15 protein-coding genes are annotated in these 15575 nt (G+C 62.4%); 7 read left to right on the top strand and 8 right to left on the bottom strand.

The window, feature by feature from the left end:
- Positions 1 to 78 precede the first annotated feature (78 nt).
- Positions 79 to 273 (bottom strand): hypothetical protein, encoded by a 195-nt coding sequence (locus tag M1D88_RS04450; protein ID WP_309106647.1) that lies wholly within the window; start codon positions 271 to 273, stop codon positions 79 to 81.
- Between the two features lie 237 nt (positions 274 to 510).
- Here M1D88_RS04450 and M1D88_RS04445 point away from each other — a divergent pair, with 237 nt between their 5' ends.
- The 3 genes from M1D88_RS04445 to M1D88_RS04435 all read left to right on the top strand — a co-directional run bounded on the left by M1D88_RS04445 (position 511) and on the right by M1D88_RS04435 (position 3566).
- Positions 511 to 1647 (top strand): VIT1/CCC1 transporter family protein, encoded by a 1137-nt coding sequence (locus tag M1D88_RS04445; protein ID WP_458113369.1) that lies wholly within the window; start codon positions 511 to 513, stop codon positions 1645 to 1647.
- A 50-nt stretch (positions 1648 to 1697) separates the two neighbouring features.
- Positions 1698 to 2606 carry a matrixin family metalloprotease gene (locus tag M1D88_RS04440; RefSeq protein ID WP_458114426.1) on the top strand — a complete coding sequence of 303 codons (909 nt, stop codon included), beginning with the start codon at positions 1698 to 1700 and terminating at the stop codon, positions 2604 to 2606.
- 141 nt (positions 2607 to 2747) lie between these two features.
- Complete coding sequence (locus M1D88_RS04435) at positions 2748 to 3566, top strand: peptidase M10A and M12B matrixin and adamalysin (RefSeq protein ID WP_458113368.1); 819 nt, start codon at positions 2748 to 2750, stop codon at positions 3564 to 3566.
- A 26-nt stretch (positions 3567 to 3592) separates the two neighbouring features.
- Here M1D88_RS04435 and M1D88_RS04430 read toward each other — a convergent pair whose 3' ends face one another.
- Positions 3593 to 4726, bottom strand: coding sequence for an LOG family protein (locus M1D88_RS04430; protein WP_458113367.1), 1134 nt, complete (start codon positions 4724 to 4726; stop codon positions 3593 to 3595).
- Between the two features lie 123 nt (positions 4727 to 4849).
- On the opposite strand from M1D88_RS04430, the gene M1D88_RS04425 reads away from it, so the two are divergent.
- Positions 4850 to 5818 (top strand): IS481 family transposase, encoded by a 969-nt coding sequence (locus M1D88_RS04425; RefSeq protein WP_458113366.1) that lies wholly within the window; start codon positions 4850 to 4852, stop codon positions 5816 to 5818.
- Between the two features lie 306 nt (positions 5819 to 6124).
- Here the strand turns inward: M1D88_RS04425 and M1D88_RS04420 are convergent, their stop codons facing one another.
- The 5 genes from M1D88_RS04420 to M1D88_RS04400 form a co-directional block, all read right to left on the bottom strand.
- The gene (locus M1D88_RS04420) at positions 6125 to 7246 is read right to left on the bottom strand and encodes an IS110 family RNA-guided transposase (protein ID WP_458113365.1); all 1122 of its coding nucleotides are present in this window, start codon (positions 7244 to 7246) and stop codon (positions 6125 to 6127) included.
- A gap of 304 nt (positions 7247 to 7550) precedes the next feature.
- Positions 7551 to 8591 (bottom strand): Gfo/Idh/MocA family oxidoreductase, encoded by a 1041-nt coding sequence (locus M1D88_RS04415; protein WP_458113364.1) that lies wholly within the window; start codon positions 8589 to 8591, stop codon positions 7551 to 7553.
- 71 nt (positions 8592 to 8662) lie between these two features.
- A complete protein-coding gene (locus M1D88_RS04410; protein WP_458113363.1) occupies positions 8663 to 9559 on the bottom strand; it encodes an ATP-binding cassette domain-containing protein in 897 nt (298 codons plus the stop codon).
- 13 nt (positions 9560 to 9572) lie between these two features.
- On the bottom strand, positions 9573 to 10616 hold the full coding sequence (locus tag M1D88_RS04405; RefSeq protein WP_309106640.1) for an ABC transporter permease: 1044 nt from the start codon (positions 10614 to 10616) through the stop codon (positions 9573 to 9575).
- Positions 10617 to 10673: 57 nt separating this feature from the next.
- A complete protein-coding gene (locus tag M1D88_RS04400; protein ID WP_458113362.1) occupies positions 10674 to 11669 on the bottom strand; it encodes a substrate-binding domain-containing protein in 996 nt (331 codons plus the stop codon).
- Between the two features lie 279 nt (positions 11670 to 11948).
- Between M1D88_RS04400 and M1D88_RS04395 the strand changes: the two genes are divergently transcribed.
- Together M1D88_RS04395 and iolB are read left to right on the top strand one after the other, a co-directional pair.
- On the top strand, positions 11949 to 12689 hold the full coding sequence (locus M1D88_RS04395; protein WP_458113361.1) for a GntR family transcriptional regulator: 741 nt from the start codon (positions 11949 to 11951) through the stop codon (positions 12687 to 12689).
- A gap of 32 nt (positions 12690 to 12721) precedes the next feature.
- Positions 12722 to 13645, top strand: a complete 924-nt coding sequence (gene iolB / locus M1D88_RS04390) for a 5-deoxy-glucuronate isomerase (RefSeq protein ID WP_458113360.1) — start codon at positions 12722 to 12724, stop codon at positions 13643 to 13645.
- A gap of 47 nt (positions 13646 to 13692) precedes the next feature.
- Here the strand turns inward: iolB and M1D88_RS04385 are convergent, their stop codons facing one another.
- A complete protein-coding gene (locus tag M1D88_RS04385) occupies positions 13693 to 14955 on the bottom strand; it encodes an MFS transporter (protein ID WP_458113359.1) in 1263 nt (420 codons plus the stop codon).
- 167 nt (positions 14956 to 15122) lie between these two features.
- Here M1D88_RS04385 and M1D88_RS04380 point away from each other — a divergent pair, with 167 nt between their 5' ends.
- A complete protein-coding gene (locus M1D88_RS04380; RefSeq protein WP_458114425.1) occupies positions 15123 to 15572 on the top strand; it encodes a MarR family winged helix-turn-helix transcriptional regulator in 450 nt (149 codons plus the stop codon).
- Positions 15573 to 15575: the final 3 nt, after the last annotated feature.

Raw genomic sequence — 15575 nt, 5'->3', positions numbered from 1 at the left:
GCGACGGCGGTACCTCCCAGGGTGGGACCCAACCTTCGGGACGTATCGCCGTCGTGGCTTAAGCCTCGGCGTTAACTGTCAGTCTTCCTCGAAGTCCGGCTCACGGAAGTCGTCGTCCGTGTCCAGCGGCACCACTCTTTCCTCTTCGTCTAGGGCATCGTCCTCCACATCCCATTCCTCCACAGGTACGTCCTCGGCGAAGTCATAGGCGGGATCGGATTCGACAGTCGGCCTGACGGGCTGGTTGTTGGGAACTGGTTCAGTGGAATCCATAGTGCAACCTCCGTGTAGTAAGACATCGATCGATAGGACTGTAAAAACATCACAACACTGACGGCACAGGGGGTCAATAGCGGGAGAACGCCCACTCGCACAGCCGGGTCCGTGCCGTAATTTTGAGGCATTCCTAAACTTCACCCTAAGGATTACCGGCCGAAAATCCGCGGAAATGCGGGGTACGCTGGAGAGGCAATGAGGCCGAACCATGCCTCGTCAAGCCCAGGAGTCTTCGTGTCTCAGCACGCTAAATCTGATCACCCCACCGATCCACTGCCCTCAGCGGCCGGAACCCCCAGCCCCGCCGATCTCAAACGGTGGCGGCAGTACCTCGCCGATGAGCGGGCCGAAGCCGCCGTTTACCGTGACCTCGCCCAAAACCGCAGCGGTGAAGAACGCTCCATCCTGCTGGCTCTCGCGGAAGCTGAAGGTCGCCACGAAGCACATTGGCTCAGACTGCTCGGCGGCCACGCAGGCAAACCCCGGCCGGCATCATTCCGGAGCCAGATCCTCGGATTCCTGGCCAGGCATTTTGGTTCAGTGTTTGTCCTTGCCCTCGCCCAGCGTGCTGAAGGCCGTTCTCCTTATGCCGAGGATCCCTCGGCCACTCCTGCCATGGCAGCTGATGAACAGATCCACGAAGAAGTAGTGCGAGGCCTCGCCACGCGGGGACGAAACCGACTGGCCGGCACCTTCAGGGCAGCAGTCTTTGGGGCCAACGACGGGCTGGTCAGCAACCTTTCCCTGGTAATGGGCATGGCTGCCTCAGGCGTGGGCAGCCAGGTGGTGCTGCTCAGCGGCGTTGCCGGATTGCTCGCAGGGGCACTCTCCATGGGGGCTGGCGAGTTTATTTCAGTGCGGTCCCAGCGGGAACTCCTAGCAGCCACCCGCCCCACCCAGATCACCCTGGCCGCTGCCCCCTCGCTCGATATCGAGCACAACGAGCTCCTGCTGGTGTACCTGGCCCGGGGAATGTCCCGCGAGGCTGCGGAACACAGAGTCAAGGAACGCATGGGCATGCTGCCTTGCGATTGTGATCCGAGCCTGTCGCTCCATCCTGAGAGCGGCGAGGCTCCCGATCAGCATGAAGCCGTGGGCACGGCGTGGAGTGCAGCCGCTTCGAGCTTCTGCTTCTTCGCCTCCGGGGCCGTGGTGCCCATCCTGCCGTTCGTGTTTGGCCTGACGGGTGTGGCGGCCCTTGTGGTGGCCTGCGTGCTGGTGGGCCTGGCTCTGTTGGTGACAGGCGGCATCGTAGGCCTCCTCTCGGGAACGTCTCCTGCGTCCCGCGGACTGCGCCAGTTGGCCATCGGCCTTGGTGCAGCCGCCGTCACTTACCTCCTGGGCATGGCCTTCGGCGCGGCAGTGACGTAGGTGGTGACGTAGTGGACGGACCTTCCAACGGGGACAATCTCCGGCAGCACATGACACCTCACCCACCGCCTAAGCACCGGAGTCCCCTCCGGAAGGCCGGGCATTGGCTCCGGAACGTTCTGGTCACTCTGCTGATCGCCGCGACGGCGTTTCTGGTGGCCGGGCTGGTTTACGACGATCCCCGGGTGACCGGACTGTTGGGAATGGATTCCGGGAGGCACTCTCAGTCTGAGCCTATTGCTACAGCACCCGTACAACAGACCGAAGCTGCGGGGGTGGCCAGGCCGGCCGACGCCCCTCCTCCAGGGCTCGAGGAAAGTGACGCTCCCCTGGGTGTCCCGGAATTGCAGTCGGTTACCAGCCAGTCCTACAAGTTCCTGGTGGTGAACGACGACGGCAGTCCGGTGGGCTATTCGCCTTGCCGGCCGCTGCATTACGTTGTGAATGAAACCCTTGCTCCTGAGGGCGCCGCCCATCTCGTTCATGACGCCATCCGCACCATAAGCTCGGCAACAGGAATCACCTTTATCCATGACGGCGAAACGGCCGAAGAACCCTCGGGTGAACGTGATCCCTATCAGCCTGCCACCTATGGAGACCGCTGGGCCCCCTTGCTGATTTCCTGGACCACGCCGGAAGCCGCTCCCAAGCTCAAAGGCCAAGTGATCGGGACCGGTGGAAGCACCCATTACAGCTTCAACGGCGGCCCCAAATCATTTGTCACGGGCAGCCTGGAACTGGATGCTCCCCAGATTGACCTTGAGTTGGAACGCGCGGACGGCGCCCAGTACGCGACTGCCGTTATTCTCCATGAACTCGGCCACGTAATGGGACTGGAGCACGTGGATGACCCTCTCCAGCTGATGTATCCGGAAATCGGCACTCCTGACGGACTGGCGGCGGGAGACCTGAGCGGCCTGAAGGAACTGGGACAGACCCAGTGCCGCAAGGACCTGTAGACGCGGATCCCTGCTGGGCCTAGGCTGACTCCAACCATCAGTTCCGGCCACCTCCGTCAGCCGCCCAGAGGGCAGGGGGTCATCAAAATTCACATGCCATCCGGGCCATCTGGCCCTTCCGCTCAACACTTGCATCAACGGGTGACGCACTGGGGAACCCGGCTGATCGCCTTCTTTGCCGCAACCGTTATGTTCATTTCCGTCGGCGTGTTTCTTTATGGCGGTTTCAGACCCCTGACATTGCTCGGCCTGGGTTCCGGTTCTTCCGGCTGGGCCCCGATGATGGGCCAGCGCAATGCACCAACACCAGGCCTGGACGAAGGTCCTGAGCCATTGGGCGCCCCTGCACCTTTGACAGAGCTCAGCAGCTCCTACGTTTTCCTCCATTCCAACGAAGGCACGCCGGTGAGCTACTCCCCGTGCCGGCCCATCCACTACGTCGTGAATGCCGAAGCGGCACCACCCGGCTCAGGCCCTCTGATTGAGGCTGCGGTACGGCGGATCAGCGAGGCCTCGGGCTTCCGTTTTGTTTTTGACGGGCACGTAGATGAGCGGCCTGCGATGGACCGTTCAAGCTTCCAGCCCGACCGCTATGGGAACATGTGGGCACCCGTCCTCATTTCGTGGACTGATCCTGAAACAGTTCCCCAACTCAGCGGGGACACGGTGGGGGTCGGCGGCAGCACCCGAGTGAAGCATTCGTCCGGACACGTGGGCTACGTCAGCGGGCAGGTATCGCTTGATGCGCCACAAGTTCGGAAAATCATCAGGACCACGGGTGGAAGTGCACGGGCTATTGCCATCATCCTCCACGAACTCGCCCACGTCCTGGGCCTCGGACACGTTCCCGACCCTTCCCAGCTGATGTTCGAGCATGGAACGCCACTGAGGGACTTCGGGCCGGGCGATCTGACCGGACTGGCCAGGCTGGCGGAGGCACCCTGCACCAGAATGCTATGAGCACTGATTGAGGCCCTGTTCCGGTGTCAGTAACCCTCCAGGACCTGAAGTGCTTCCTCCACCGTGTCAACCAGATGCACTTTGGCAGCCATCTCGCGGCCCTCAGCCAGGCCGGCCAGCAACTGCCAGGCGGGATACCGTTCCTGCCAATGCGCCCGCCCCACCAAGATCATGGGTTTGATGGTCTCGGGCACCCCATAGTAGTTCTCACACGCGTCCTGGAAGATCTCCTGGACTGTACCGGCGGACCCGGGCAGGAACACGATGCCGCCGTCGCACAACTCGAGGAGGATGGCCTCCCGGATCGCGTTCGCGAAGTACTTGGCAATGTGGCTGGCGAAGTAGTTGGGCGGCTCGTGGCCGTAGAACCAGGTCGGAATCCCCAAAGACGGCGTCCCGTCCGGATGGCGTTCGACGACGGCGGCCGCCTCCCGCGCCCAGGCAGAGACCGAGGGCCGGTATCCGGGAACGGCCGCCATGCTGGCAAGCTCCTTGCGGAAGGTTGCTTCCGGAATTTCACTGAGATAGGCCCCCATGTTTGCTGCCTCCATGGCACCCGGACCGCCCCCGGTGGCTACGACGTGACCGCTGCGGGCGAGCAGGCGTCCAAGGGTTCCCGCCGCCGCGAACTCAAGTGTTCCACGCTGGGCAGCGTGCCCTCCCATCACCCCGACGGTCACCTGGCCTGTGCTCGTCCCGTTGTGCCGGAATGCTTCGAGCGCCTCCCCGATTGAGTGGTCATGAAGGGCTGCAGCGAGCGTCGCGTCGATCCGGCGGCGCCCTGGTTGGATGCTCCACTGATACACCTTGGCGTCCGGTGAGGCCTCGTACGGTGCGTCAGCGATACCCTCATAGAGTTCGCGGGCAGTGTAGAGACGGCTGCGGTAAGGGTTGAAGGGAACGCCGTCCAGGCGCGGAAAAATCAGGGCTCCGCGGCTACGCAGCGACGCCTCCACGCCGTCGTCGAAAGTGCAGCCGAGGAAGATGCTTCCCTCGGCGTCGAGGCTCAGCAGCGGCTCCGCCCTGCCGCGAAGATCAAGCGATTGGGCATGCCACCCGTGCATGGAACGGGCACCGGTAACCACCAGCCTGTCGAAGCGTTCCAGGCTGTCCACGTCCAACGTCCGGGGGCTCGGATTCAAGCTGCCGTGGGCGTCCATGGAGCCAGCCTAGCTGTATTGACCACGGACATTAGTGACGCTCGGCGTGGTTTGGTGACATGAAGAAGACCTCCGGGTGGAGTGGGGCTTGCCTAGAGTCCAATTCCACGCACGGAGGTCTTCATGTCCCACCCTAACGCTTTCCTCACCCCACGTGGCAGGCTGCACCTCGCGCAATGTGTTGTTAAGCAGGGCTGGAGCCTGCGCCGCGCAGCTGAGCGGTTTCAGGTCTCGGTACCCACGGTTGCGCGCTGGGCACAGCGTTACCGCGAGCACGGTCCGGCCGCGATGACCGACCGTTCCAGCCGGCCGCACTCCTCGCCGCAACGGACCGCAAGGCGTACGGAGCGGCGGATCATTGCCGTGCGCGTGAACCGCCGGTGGGGTCCGGCAAGAATCGGGTATCTGCTGGGCATCCACCCCTCCACCGTGCACCGCGTCCTCTCCCGCTACCGGCTGGCGAAGCTGACCTGGCTGGACCGAGGCACAGGACGAGTGATCCGCCGCTACGAACACGCCCACCCCGGAGACCTGGTCCACGTTGACATCAAGAAACTCGGCAGGATCCCCGACGGCGGCGGGCACAGGGCCCTCGGCAGGGCCACCGGAATACAGAACAGGACCAGGACCCCGTCCAACCGAAGGCCCGGCTACCACTACCTCCACAACGCCGTCGATGACCATTCTCGCCTGGCCTACACCGAAATCCTCACCGACGAGACAAAGGAAACTGCAGCAGCGTTCTGGCAGCGAGCCAACGCGTGGTTCCAGTCCCGTGGCATCACGGTCCAACGGGTTCTGACCGATAACGGAAACTGCTACCGGTCCCGCCTCTTCGCCGAGGCCTTGGGCCCGGATGTCAAGCACAAACGCACGCGCCCCTACCGGCCCCAAACCAACGGTAAAGTCGAACGGTTCAACCGCACCATGCTCGAGGAATGGGCCTACGCCCGCCCCTACCGATCAGAAACTGAGCGTGTTGCCGGATTCCCGGACTGGCTCCATGCCTACAATCACCACCGAGCCCACACTGCCCTCAAAGGTCAGACACCGGCCAGCCGCGTCACTAACCTCTCCGGTCAATACACCTGATATGTAGTCCTGCGTTGTCAATAGGCATGGGGAAGCGGTCCCGGGGTTGAGTTGCCTGGGACCGCTTCCCTTTGTGGCCGGGATGGGCGTTGGTGTGTGGTCAGCGTGTCGTTGGCGACGGCGCGGTCAGACTGATATGCGCGGGTTGGTTACCGCAGGACGAAGTGTTCGGCTGGAGGTTACCGCTGGTCTAGCAATGACGGGCGTGGCCATTCCGGTTGCCCATAGGTGTATCGCGGGTTTACTCCACGCGCTGCAAGGACCACTCACGACTTTCACTTCCCGGGTTTTTCCTTGCCCCCTGGATCAGGGGCCGGAAGCTGTCGAGCGGGGGCCGACTTCGGCCTGATGTGCGCCGGTGGCCAGGGACCAGCACCAGCCGGCGAGCTCGCGGGCGACGGCGACGTTGGCGATGACCGGACGCTTACGGCGTTCGAGGTAGCCGATCCAGCGGTTGTGCAGGCGCCGGTTCCCGGCATGGCCGCGGATCCGTGCTTCGGAACTGGCTTCTTCCCACCGGGACCGCATCAGCCGTGACGGGTTGTCGTATGGTCTGCGGTGGTGCCAGGCTGCCTCGACGAGCAGCCGGCGGGCGTGTGTGTTGCCGGTTTTGGTGATGGAGCCCAGAGACCGGGACGCTCCCGATGAATGCTCTGTCGGGACCAGCCCGAGGTAAGCCCCGATCGTGGCGCCGGTAAAGCGATGCCAGTCACCGATCTCCACAGCCAATCCGAAGGCAGTCAGGGTCGAGATTCCCCGCAGGCACTGCAGCGCCCGGACAACGGATGTGTATTCGCTCCCGTACGCCATCGCAGTGATCGCCTCATCGAGGCGGTCGCGGCGGTCCGAGATCTCGTGCATCGCCTCAAGAGAAGACTCGTAGGTCAGTTGCCGGGCAGGGGCATCGAAATGCTGCCGGGCCAACCAGAGCTGATGGGTTCCGGTCCAGGCCTGCCCGCCCGAATACACCATGCCCTGGCGAAGCAGGAGCTTGGAGATCCGGTGCCGGGACCGCATCAGATCCCCGCGGACATCTTCCCGGGCGCGCACGAGGTCCCGTGCCGCTTCTTGGTCCGCTGACGGGATCCTGACCGACGTAATCTCGCCGAGTTTCAGCAGCCGGGCCAGATGGAGTGCGTCCTTGGCATCGGTCTTCACTCGGTCCCCGGACGGGCGCTGGAGTTTGGACGGAGCCGCGACCACCGTGTCGATCCCCGCCGCGAGCAGGAACCGGGCCAGACCGAAACCCGTCGGGCCGGCCTCGTAGACCACCCTCACCGGGGTAGGCAGGGATACGATCCAGGCAAGAATCTCGCCATGGTCCGGAGTCATCCGGTGCGGAATGACTTCACCGGTCTGCCCGTCCAACGCGCATGCGACAACGGTACGGGCATGGACATCCAAGCCAACGCTTGTACGCTCGAACATAGCTGGAACCTCCAATTTTCAAATGTGGCTCTACCTGTCCGCCAAGTGTGGCAGGCAACCCACGCCTTGCTTTGAAAAGGAGGTTCCAGCCCCTTCGGGCCACACTTCCTGGTCCTTCTGGCAGAGGCCATCAGCGCCGGGACCAGGATCCGGAACGCCACTACACTTTTACAAGCGCCCCCACGAACCTGGCGATCCGGATCCGCCCCGGCGACAATGGCATTCAGAAGGACCGCCCCTCGGCAGCGAGCCCCTCCTGCCTCATATCGTCTAGCCTGCCGGGAGGTCCCGGCGCCCAGACCCTCTAGCGGTCCACTTCCTGCGCCACAGTAACCGGGATCCCCGATTCAAGGGAGGCCTGGGCAGCATCGGCTACGCGTGAAGCAGCAACGGCGTCTTCAGGAGTGCAGGGGTTCTCCCGCTTGCCCAGGATGACCTCCATAAAGGCCACCAACTCGGAGCGGTAGGCCTGATGAAATCTCTCGGCGAAGGTTTTGTGCGGTGTTCCTGATGGGAAGGTGATCCCCGGCTCCGCAGATGCCAGCGCTGCCTGGTCATCCAGGCCCACCATGACTGATCGGGCGGAGCCTTGAATCTCCAAGCGCACATCATGGCCGGCCCCGTTGTAGCGCGAGGCAGACACCGTTCCTACAGTGCCGTCGTCGAACGTCACCAAAGCGAGAGCCGTGTCCACGTCCCCCACCGCGCCGATGGCGGGGTCACCATTGTTCGAACCCTTGGCATACACCTCGACGATTTCCCTGCCCGTCAGCCAGCGGAGAATATCGAAGTCGTGGACTGAGCAGTCCCTAAAAAGCCCGCCGGAAGTGGCCAGGAACTCCACGGGTGGCGGTCTCATGTCGCACGTGACTGCCCGCAAGGAGTGGATCCAGCCCAGTTCCCCTGCCGTGAAGGCACGTTTCGCTTCGACGTATCCGGCGTCGAAGCGGCGCTGGTGTCCGATCTGGACGACTCCGCGATTTTGCCTGATGTGCTCCAGCACGGGCAGCGAGTCCGAAACGTTCATGGCCACGGGCTTCTCGCAGAACACAGGTATTCCAGCCTCCACCCCGGCCCGGATGAGGCCGGGGTGCGTGGCAGTACCGGTGGCTATGACCAGGCCGTCAATGCGGGAATTAAGGAGCTCCTGGACGGTGGGTACGAAGCCGGCACCCAGTCCGGCCGCCACGGACCGGGCATGCTCGGCAGCGACATCCGTGACCTTCAACCGCACCTCGACTCCGGCCATAGGACCGTCGGATCCCTCGTTCAGGGAAGCGATGTTGTTGGCATGCATCACGCCAATGCGTCCCACCCCAACGAGTCCTAAAGTAATGCTGTTCATCCTGCTCCTGCGGGTCTGTCCGGGGTTCTGGTGCGGGTTCGGTCTGTGAGACCGGTGTGTGAGGGGCTGGACTAGCGCGTCGTTCCCGCGACTTCGGCCTGGACTTCCTTGACCACATCGCTGTGGCCGCCGAGCTGTTCCAGTTCGTGGGCAAGCTCGGCGAGTTCGGCGCCGCCTGCCATTTGCGCCGTCAGTTCATCGAGCGTGATGTCCTTTTTGTCGTAGTAGCCGATTGACTTGCCGCGTTTGAGCAGCAGGAACCGGTCGCCGACGGGGAATGCGTGGTGCGGGTTGTGGGTGATGAAGATGACGCCCAGGCCCCGGTCCCTTGCCTGCAGGATGTAGCGCAGCACCACGCCGGACTGCTTGACGCCGAGCGCGGCGGTGGGCTCGTCCAGGATCAGGACCTTCGCGCCGAAATACACCGCCCTGGCGATTGCGACGCACTGGCGTTCACCGCCGGAGAGCTGACCGATGGGCTGTTCCACGTCGCGGAGGTCGATGCCCATCTCTGCGAGTTCCTTCTTGGTGATGTCCTTCATCTTCTGAACATCGAGGCTCTTGAACGGACCGAAACCGCTGGTCAGCTCCGAGCCGAGGAAAAAGTTGCGCCAGATGGGCATGAGCGGAACCACGGCGAGGTCCTGGTAGACCGTGGCGATGCCGGCGTCCAGGGCGTCCCGGGGAGAATCGAATTTCCGTTCCTCACCCATGATGTGGAGTACGCCTACATCGTGCTGGTGGAGGCCCGCGATGATCTTGATAAGCGTTGACTTGCCCGCGCCGTTGTCCCCGAGCACACAGGTGACGCGGCCGTTGTCCACAGCCATGGTGACATCACGAAGGGCCACGATGTTGCCGTAGTGCTTCCCGACGTTCTCCAGTGACAGCAGGTGCACCGGGGTGTGGGTCAGCGGGTCCTTCTCGTCCTTGAGCAGTTGCTGCTGGTCGATCTGTTTGGCGTTCATGATGTAAACCCCTCTACTTAAGTTCCGCGCGGCGCTTGACGATCAGGTTGACGATGGTGGCGAGCAGCAGCATGAGCCCGAGGAAGAACTTGAACCAGTCCGGGTTCCACTGCGCGTACACGATGCCCTTGTTGGCCATCCCGAAGATGAAGGCACCGATAGCGCCGCCCACCGCTGAACCGTAACCACCGGTCAGGAGGCAGCCGCCGATAACCGCAGCAATGATGTAGAGGAACTCGTTGCCCACACCCTCGCCGGACTGCACTGAGTCGAAGGCGAACAGGTTGTGCATGCCAAGGATCCAGCCACAGAAGCCAACGGCCATGAAGAGGCCGATCTTGGTGCCCTTGACGGGTACACCCACGGCGCGCGCTGCGTTGGCGTCGCCGCCCACAGCGAAGATCCAGTTGCCCACCTTCGTGCGCAGCAATACCCACGAGGCAACGGCCACAAGGGCAATCCAGATGAACACAGTGATCTTGACGTCTACGCTGCCGATCGTGACGGAGGAGGCGAAGATGGCCTGGGCGGACTTGAACCCGTCCATGTTGGAGATCGACGGCGACGAGACTGAGCCTCCAATGAGGCGGGTCAGGCCCAGATTCAGTCCGGTCAGCATCAGGAACGTGGCCAGGGTGACAATGAAGCTGGGGAGCTTGGTCCTCATCAGGATCCAACCGTTTACATAACCGATACCCACGGATACGACCAGGGCCAGGATGACGCCTACCCAAACGTTCGTGGAGAAGTACCAGCTGAACATCGAGGCAGTGAGAGCCGAGCTGATGACCGCCACACCTGTGGAGAGATCAAACTCCCCGCCGATCATCAGCAGGGATACGCCCACGGCCATGATGCCGATGGTGGAACTGCCGTAGAGGACGGTGGCGATGGCGTTCGGCTGCAGGAACGTCTGGGAAACGAGGGCAAAAAAGACAAACAGTACGACGGCGCCAACCAGCGCGCCCACTTCGGGTCGCCCCAGCAGATTCTGGAGAGGATTGCGGACAGCCACGCGTTCATCGACGGCAGGCGGTCGGATCAAAGTCTGAGTCATGATGGTTCTCCTTAGTGCCTGGCCCGGGAGCTCCCGGGCCAGGCTGGAAAGCTTGATCTAGCGGATGCCTGCTTCGGCGAACTTAAGGGCGTCTGTTGCTGCAGCCTTATCGATGATGGCCGGTCCGGTCAGCACCGGCTGTCCGCCACCGATTTCGAATCCGCCGCGCTTGTTCTGCCAGAGGGAATCGATGGCCCCGTACCCTTGGAGCCACGGCTGCTGGTCCACAGTGAACTCGATCTCGCCGTCGGCGATCTTCTTGGCAAGTTCCGCGTTCAGGTCGAACGAGGCAACCTTGGCCTTGCTGCCCGCCGAGGAAATGGCCTTCAGGATGGTCAGGGTGTAGGGAGCTCCCAGCCCAATAACGACGTCGGCATCAGCTGTGGCCTGGAGCTTGGCAGTAACGGTGGAGGAAACCTGGGTCATGTCGGTTCCGGTCACGTACAGGATTTCAGTACCGGGGACCTTGGCTTTCACGCCGGCACAACGGGCCTCAAGTCCTACGTGGCCCTGCTCCTGGATCACACAAACCGGGTGCTTCAGGCCGAGAGAGCTCAGCTTGGTTCCAACGGCTTCGCCGGCCAGTCTCTCGTTCGAGCCGAAGTGAGTGAAGGCACCCAACTGTGCGGAGACTGATTCACCGGCGTTGAGGCTGACAATGGGAACTCCTGCATCCGAGGCCTTCTTCAAGGCGTCCTTCAGGGCATCGGGCTTGGCCAGTGTCACCGCAATACCGTCAACCTTCTGGTCCACGGCCTGCTCAATCAGCTGCGCCTGCCGGCCACCCTCAGGATCCGAGGTATAGAGGAGCTCCACATTGTCCTTTGCCGCTGCTTCCTCGGCACCCTTCCGGACGATGTCCCAGAACGTATCTCCAGGCGCGGCGTGGGTGATCAAGGCAATCTTGATCCTGTCCGTGGAAGCCACTTGGCCGGCTGCCCCGGCGTTCCCTGAATCGGAGGGCTTGCCTCCCGTGCTCGAGCAGGCGCTTACGGCCAGTAATGGAACAACGGCCGCCGCCAGGACAGCCTTCCGCCACGAAAATCTCTTCACGTTTGATCTCCTTAAATCGGCTTCGTCGTCAGCTCCGTTGCCTCAGCCCGCTCGCCGTCTGTAGATGATCTTGGTAAGTGGCAGCAACAAAGTCAATAGTTTGTCCTGACATTAGGATGTTTTTACGAAGTAAAGCGCTTTCCCTTGCAGTTATTACCGCCGCCAGATGCGCTCCCTGCTATTATTCAGAAAAGGCAGTATGTCCTATCAAGCGAACATGCAACCTGACAGGAGCGGCCTCCTGAAGGCAGGTACGCCGCAGCAAAAGGGAGCGCTCATATGGCGAAGCAGCTAAACCTCAGTATCGACCGCTCATCCCCGGTGCCGCTTTACCACCAGGTGGTCCAAGGTATTGAGTCAGCAATTCATTCCGGGCTGCTGGAGCCCGGAAGCCGGCTGGAAAACGAAATCGACCTTGCCGCCCAACTGAACCTTTCCCGGCCCACCATGCGCAAGGCCATGGATGAACTGGTCCGCTCAGGCCTGCTGGTCCGTAAGCGTGGAGTGGGAACGCAGGTGGTGTCCAGCCAGGTCCGCCGCCCCCTTGAACTCTCCAGCCTCTACGACGACCTCACCAACAATGGCAGCAAGCCAACAACAGATGTCCTGATGTTCGCCCATGACGAGGCGGATGCTCCCACCAGGGAAGCGCTGCACTTACCGGCGGGCGCGAAGGTCTACCACTTCACGAGGCTCCGGAAGGTAGGTGGTAAGCCGCTTGCACTGATGGAGAACTGGGTTCGTGACGATATCACCACCATCACTGAGGCCCTCCTGCGGGAACAGGGCTTGTACGCCATACTCCGCAACGCCGGCGTTAATTTCCGGCTGGCAACACAACGCATCGGGGCGCTCGTGGCCAACGATTACCAGGCTCCCCTGCTCGAAACACAGGTGGGCTCAGCACTTGTGAGCATGGAGCGCACCGCCGTGGATGACACCGGCCGCAATGTTGAGACGGGTCATCACGTTTACCGGGCAGATTCCTACAGTTTTGAAATGACCCTCGTCCAGCGCTGAGCGAGGACTGACACGAACCGGAGAGTTTACTTATGGCCGAATGGGTGTACCCACTGGGAACCGCTGCTGAAGGTGAGTGGGACGTTTCGCTCGGAACCTCGGACTCATCCCTCGCTGTTGAAGGATGGGAACATACGGGGCTGAAGGTGGCCACCCTGGCCGCCGGCGCCGTCGTCGAGCTTTCCGCAGCGGCGGAGGAGCGGATCGTCATCCCGCTCAGCGGTGCTTTCACTGCTTCCGTAAATGGCAGTAAGTACGAGCTGACCGGCCGGGCGGACGTGTTCAGCGGACCCAGCGACGTGCTGTATTCCGGCACCGGCAACGCCGTCACCATCACAACGGCCGACGGCGGGAGGGTGGCAATTGCGACTGCCCCCGCCAAGGTCGAGTACCCGACGAGGCTTATTACCGCTGCCGAAATACCGGTCGAACTCCGCGGTGCGGGCAACTGCTCGCGCCAGGTCCATAATTTCGGCACCCCGGCGGCATTGGAGGCGGACCGATTCATCGTCTGCGAGGTCATTACGCCCGCAGGCAACTGGTCCTCCTACCCTCCCCACAAGCACGATGAGGAGAAAGAAGGCGAAACGCGCCTCGAGGAGATCTACTATTTCGAGACGCAGGTGGCCGCTGGCGGCTCCGGCCGCGGATCTGATCACAGATCTGATTATGCGTACGGCAATGCCGACGCTATCGGCTACCAGCGGGTCTATGCCTCAGATGAGCGCCCCATCAACGTGACGGCGGAGGTCCGTACCGGCGACGTCGTCCTGGTCCCCTATGGCTGGCACGGGCCTGCCATGGCCGCCCCCGGCTATGACCTGTACTACCTCAACGTCATGGCGGGTCCCGGCCGGGTCCGGGACTGGCTCATCAGCGATGACCCCCACCACGGCTGGATCCGGCAGACCTGGGAGGGCCAGGACGTGGATCCCCGGCTGCCTTTCGGAGGCTAAACGGCCTGATCTGCTCCAGGTGCTGACCCCTTTCAAGGAACCGCCTGTCAGGGGACGGCAGCAGGCTCGACATCGACGTGCTTCTTTTCGGAATCCTGTGACTCCCGCTCGGCATTGGACTGAACCGCTGCGGATGGAGTGGACGCGCTTTCGAACGCCGCGCTTGTCCGGGCACGCGCCGCTGCGAATGCCATCACTGCAAGCCCCAGCAGGGTCATCACCGCCCCGGCCCAGATAGGTGAGGTATAGCCCAGGCCCGCAGTTATAGCGACCCCGCCCAGCCACGCGCCAAGCGCGTTGCCCACGTTGAACGCGCCGATATTTGCGCCGGATGCCAGTGTGGGCGCACCCTTCGCGTACTTCATCACGCGCATTTGCAGGCCTGGGACAGTGGCGAATCCGAATCCGCCCATCAGGACAAGGGATGCGACTGTCAGCATCTGGTTGCCGGAAGTCAACGCGAACATGACAAGCACCGCCACCAACACGGACAGCACCACAAGGAGAGTGCGGTCCACGTTTCGGTCTGCAGCCTTGCCGCCCACCGTATTGCCGATGAAGAGGCCCACGCCGAAGACAATCAGGAGCCACGGCACAGCAGAAGCGGAGAAGGCGGAGACCTCTGTAAGTGTGTAGGCGATATACGTGAAGGCACCGAACATTCCGCCGTAGCCGAGCACCGTCACCACAATGGACAGCCAGACCTGGCTCGAGCGGAAGGCCAGCAATTCACGGCGCAGGCCACCGGGAGCCGCATCTGCGTGGCTGGTTTTAGGAACCAGGGCCAGAATGCCCATCAGCGCAAGCACTCCTATAACGGTGATGGCCCAGAAAGTGGAACGCCAGCCTGCCGCTTGGCCGAGCATCGTTCCGAAGGGGACGCCCAGCACGTTGGCGGCAGTGAGTCCAGTGAACATAATGGCGATGGCACCGGCCTTTTTGGTGGGGGCAACCATATCTGCCGCCACCACAGCTCCAATGCCGAAGAAGGCACCATGGGCCAGGGCTCCGATGATGCGCCCGAGCAGCATGATTCCGTAGTCCGGGGCAACGGCAGAGATGAGGTTGCCTGCGATAAAGAGCACCAAAAGCGCAGCCAGCACGGGTTTGCGTTCGAAGCGGGTCACTGCCGCAGTCAGCAAGAGCGCGCCGACTACTACCGCGAGGGCATAGCCGGAAATCAACCAACCGGCTGATGCTTCAGAGACGGTGAAGTCGGCTGCCACCTCCGGCAGTAATCCCATGATGACGAACTCTGTCAGTCCGATACCGAACCCGCCAAGCGCGAGGGCGATCAGGCCAATGGGCATAGTAGCTCCTGGGAAAGTGCGCGGAAGAGTGCGGGGCGCGTAGGCTAGTAGTTGCACGCGCGGTATTTATTGTTGCACAAGTAGATATCACGCGCAAGAAGATATAACGCGTATGCAACTATTATCTGGCAGGCGTGCCTACACACGCTGCCTGGGAGGAAAAGCTGATGGGCATCAAGGATGACGCCGTTGAGGTTCGGGCGCAGGGCTGGCGCACGCTGGCAGCGCTGCACGGCCTTATCGAAGCCGAACTGGAGCGCTCTCTCCAATCCCAAGCCAAGTTGTCCGTTGTGGAGTACACCGTACTCGATGCACTCAGCCGACAGGATGGCTGGCACATGCGAATGCAGCAGCTCGCGCGGGCCACCGCCCTGAGCGCCAGCGCGACCACCAGGCTGGTCAACCGCCTCGAGGACCGCGGCCTGCTGACAAGGATTTTGTGCGCCGACGACCGGCGCGGCATCTATACAGAACTAACGGAAAACGGCGTCAAACTGCTGGAGACGGTCCGTCCGGTCCACGATGCAACGCTCGAAAGGACACTAAGTAAAGCCCGGGAGATTCCTGAACTCGCGCCGCTGGTTGACACGCTGCCGCAGCTGCACGCGGGCGTGTAAGGG

This window comes from Arthrobacter sp. R1-13 (assembly GCF_054161475.1).
Note: the sequence above shows the minus strand (reverse complement) of the source record. Positions and strands in the feature narration are given on the sequence as shown.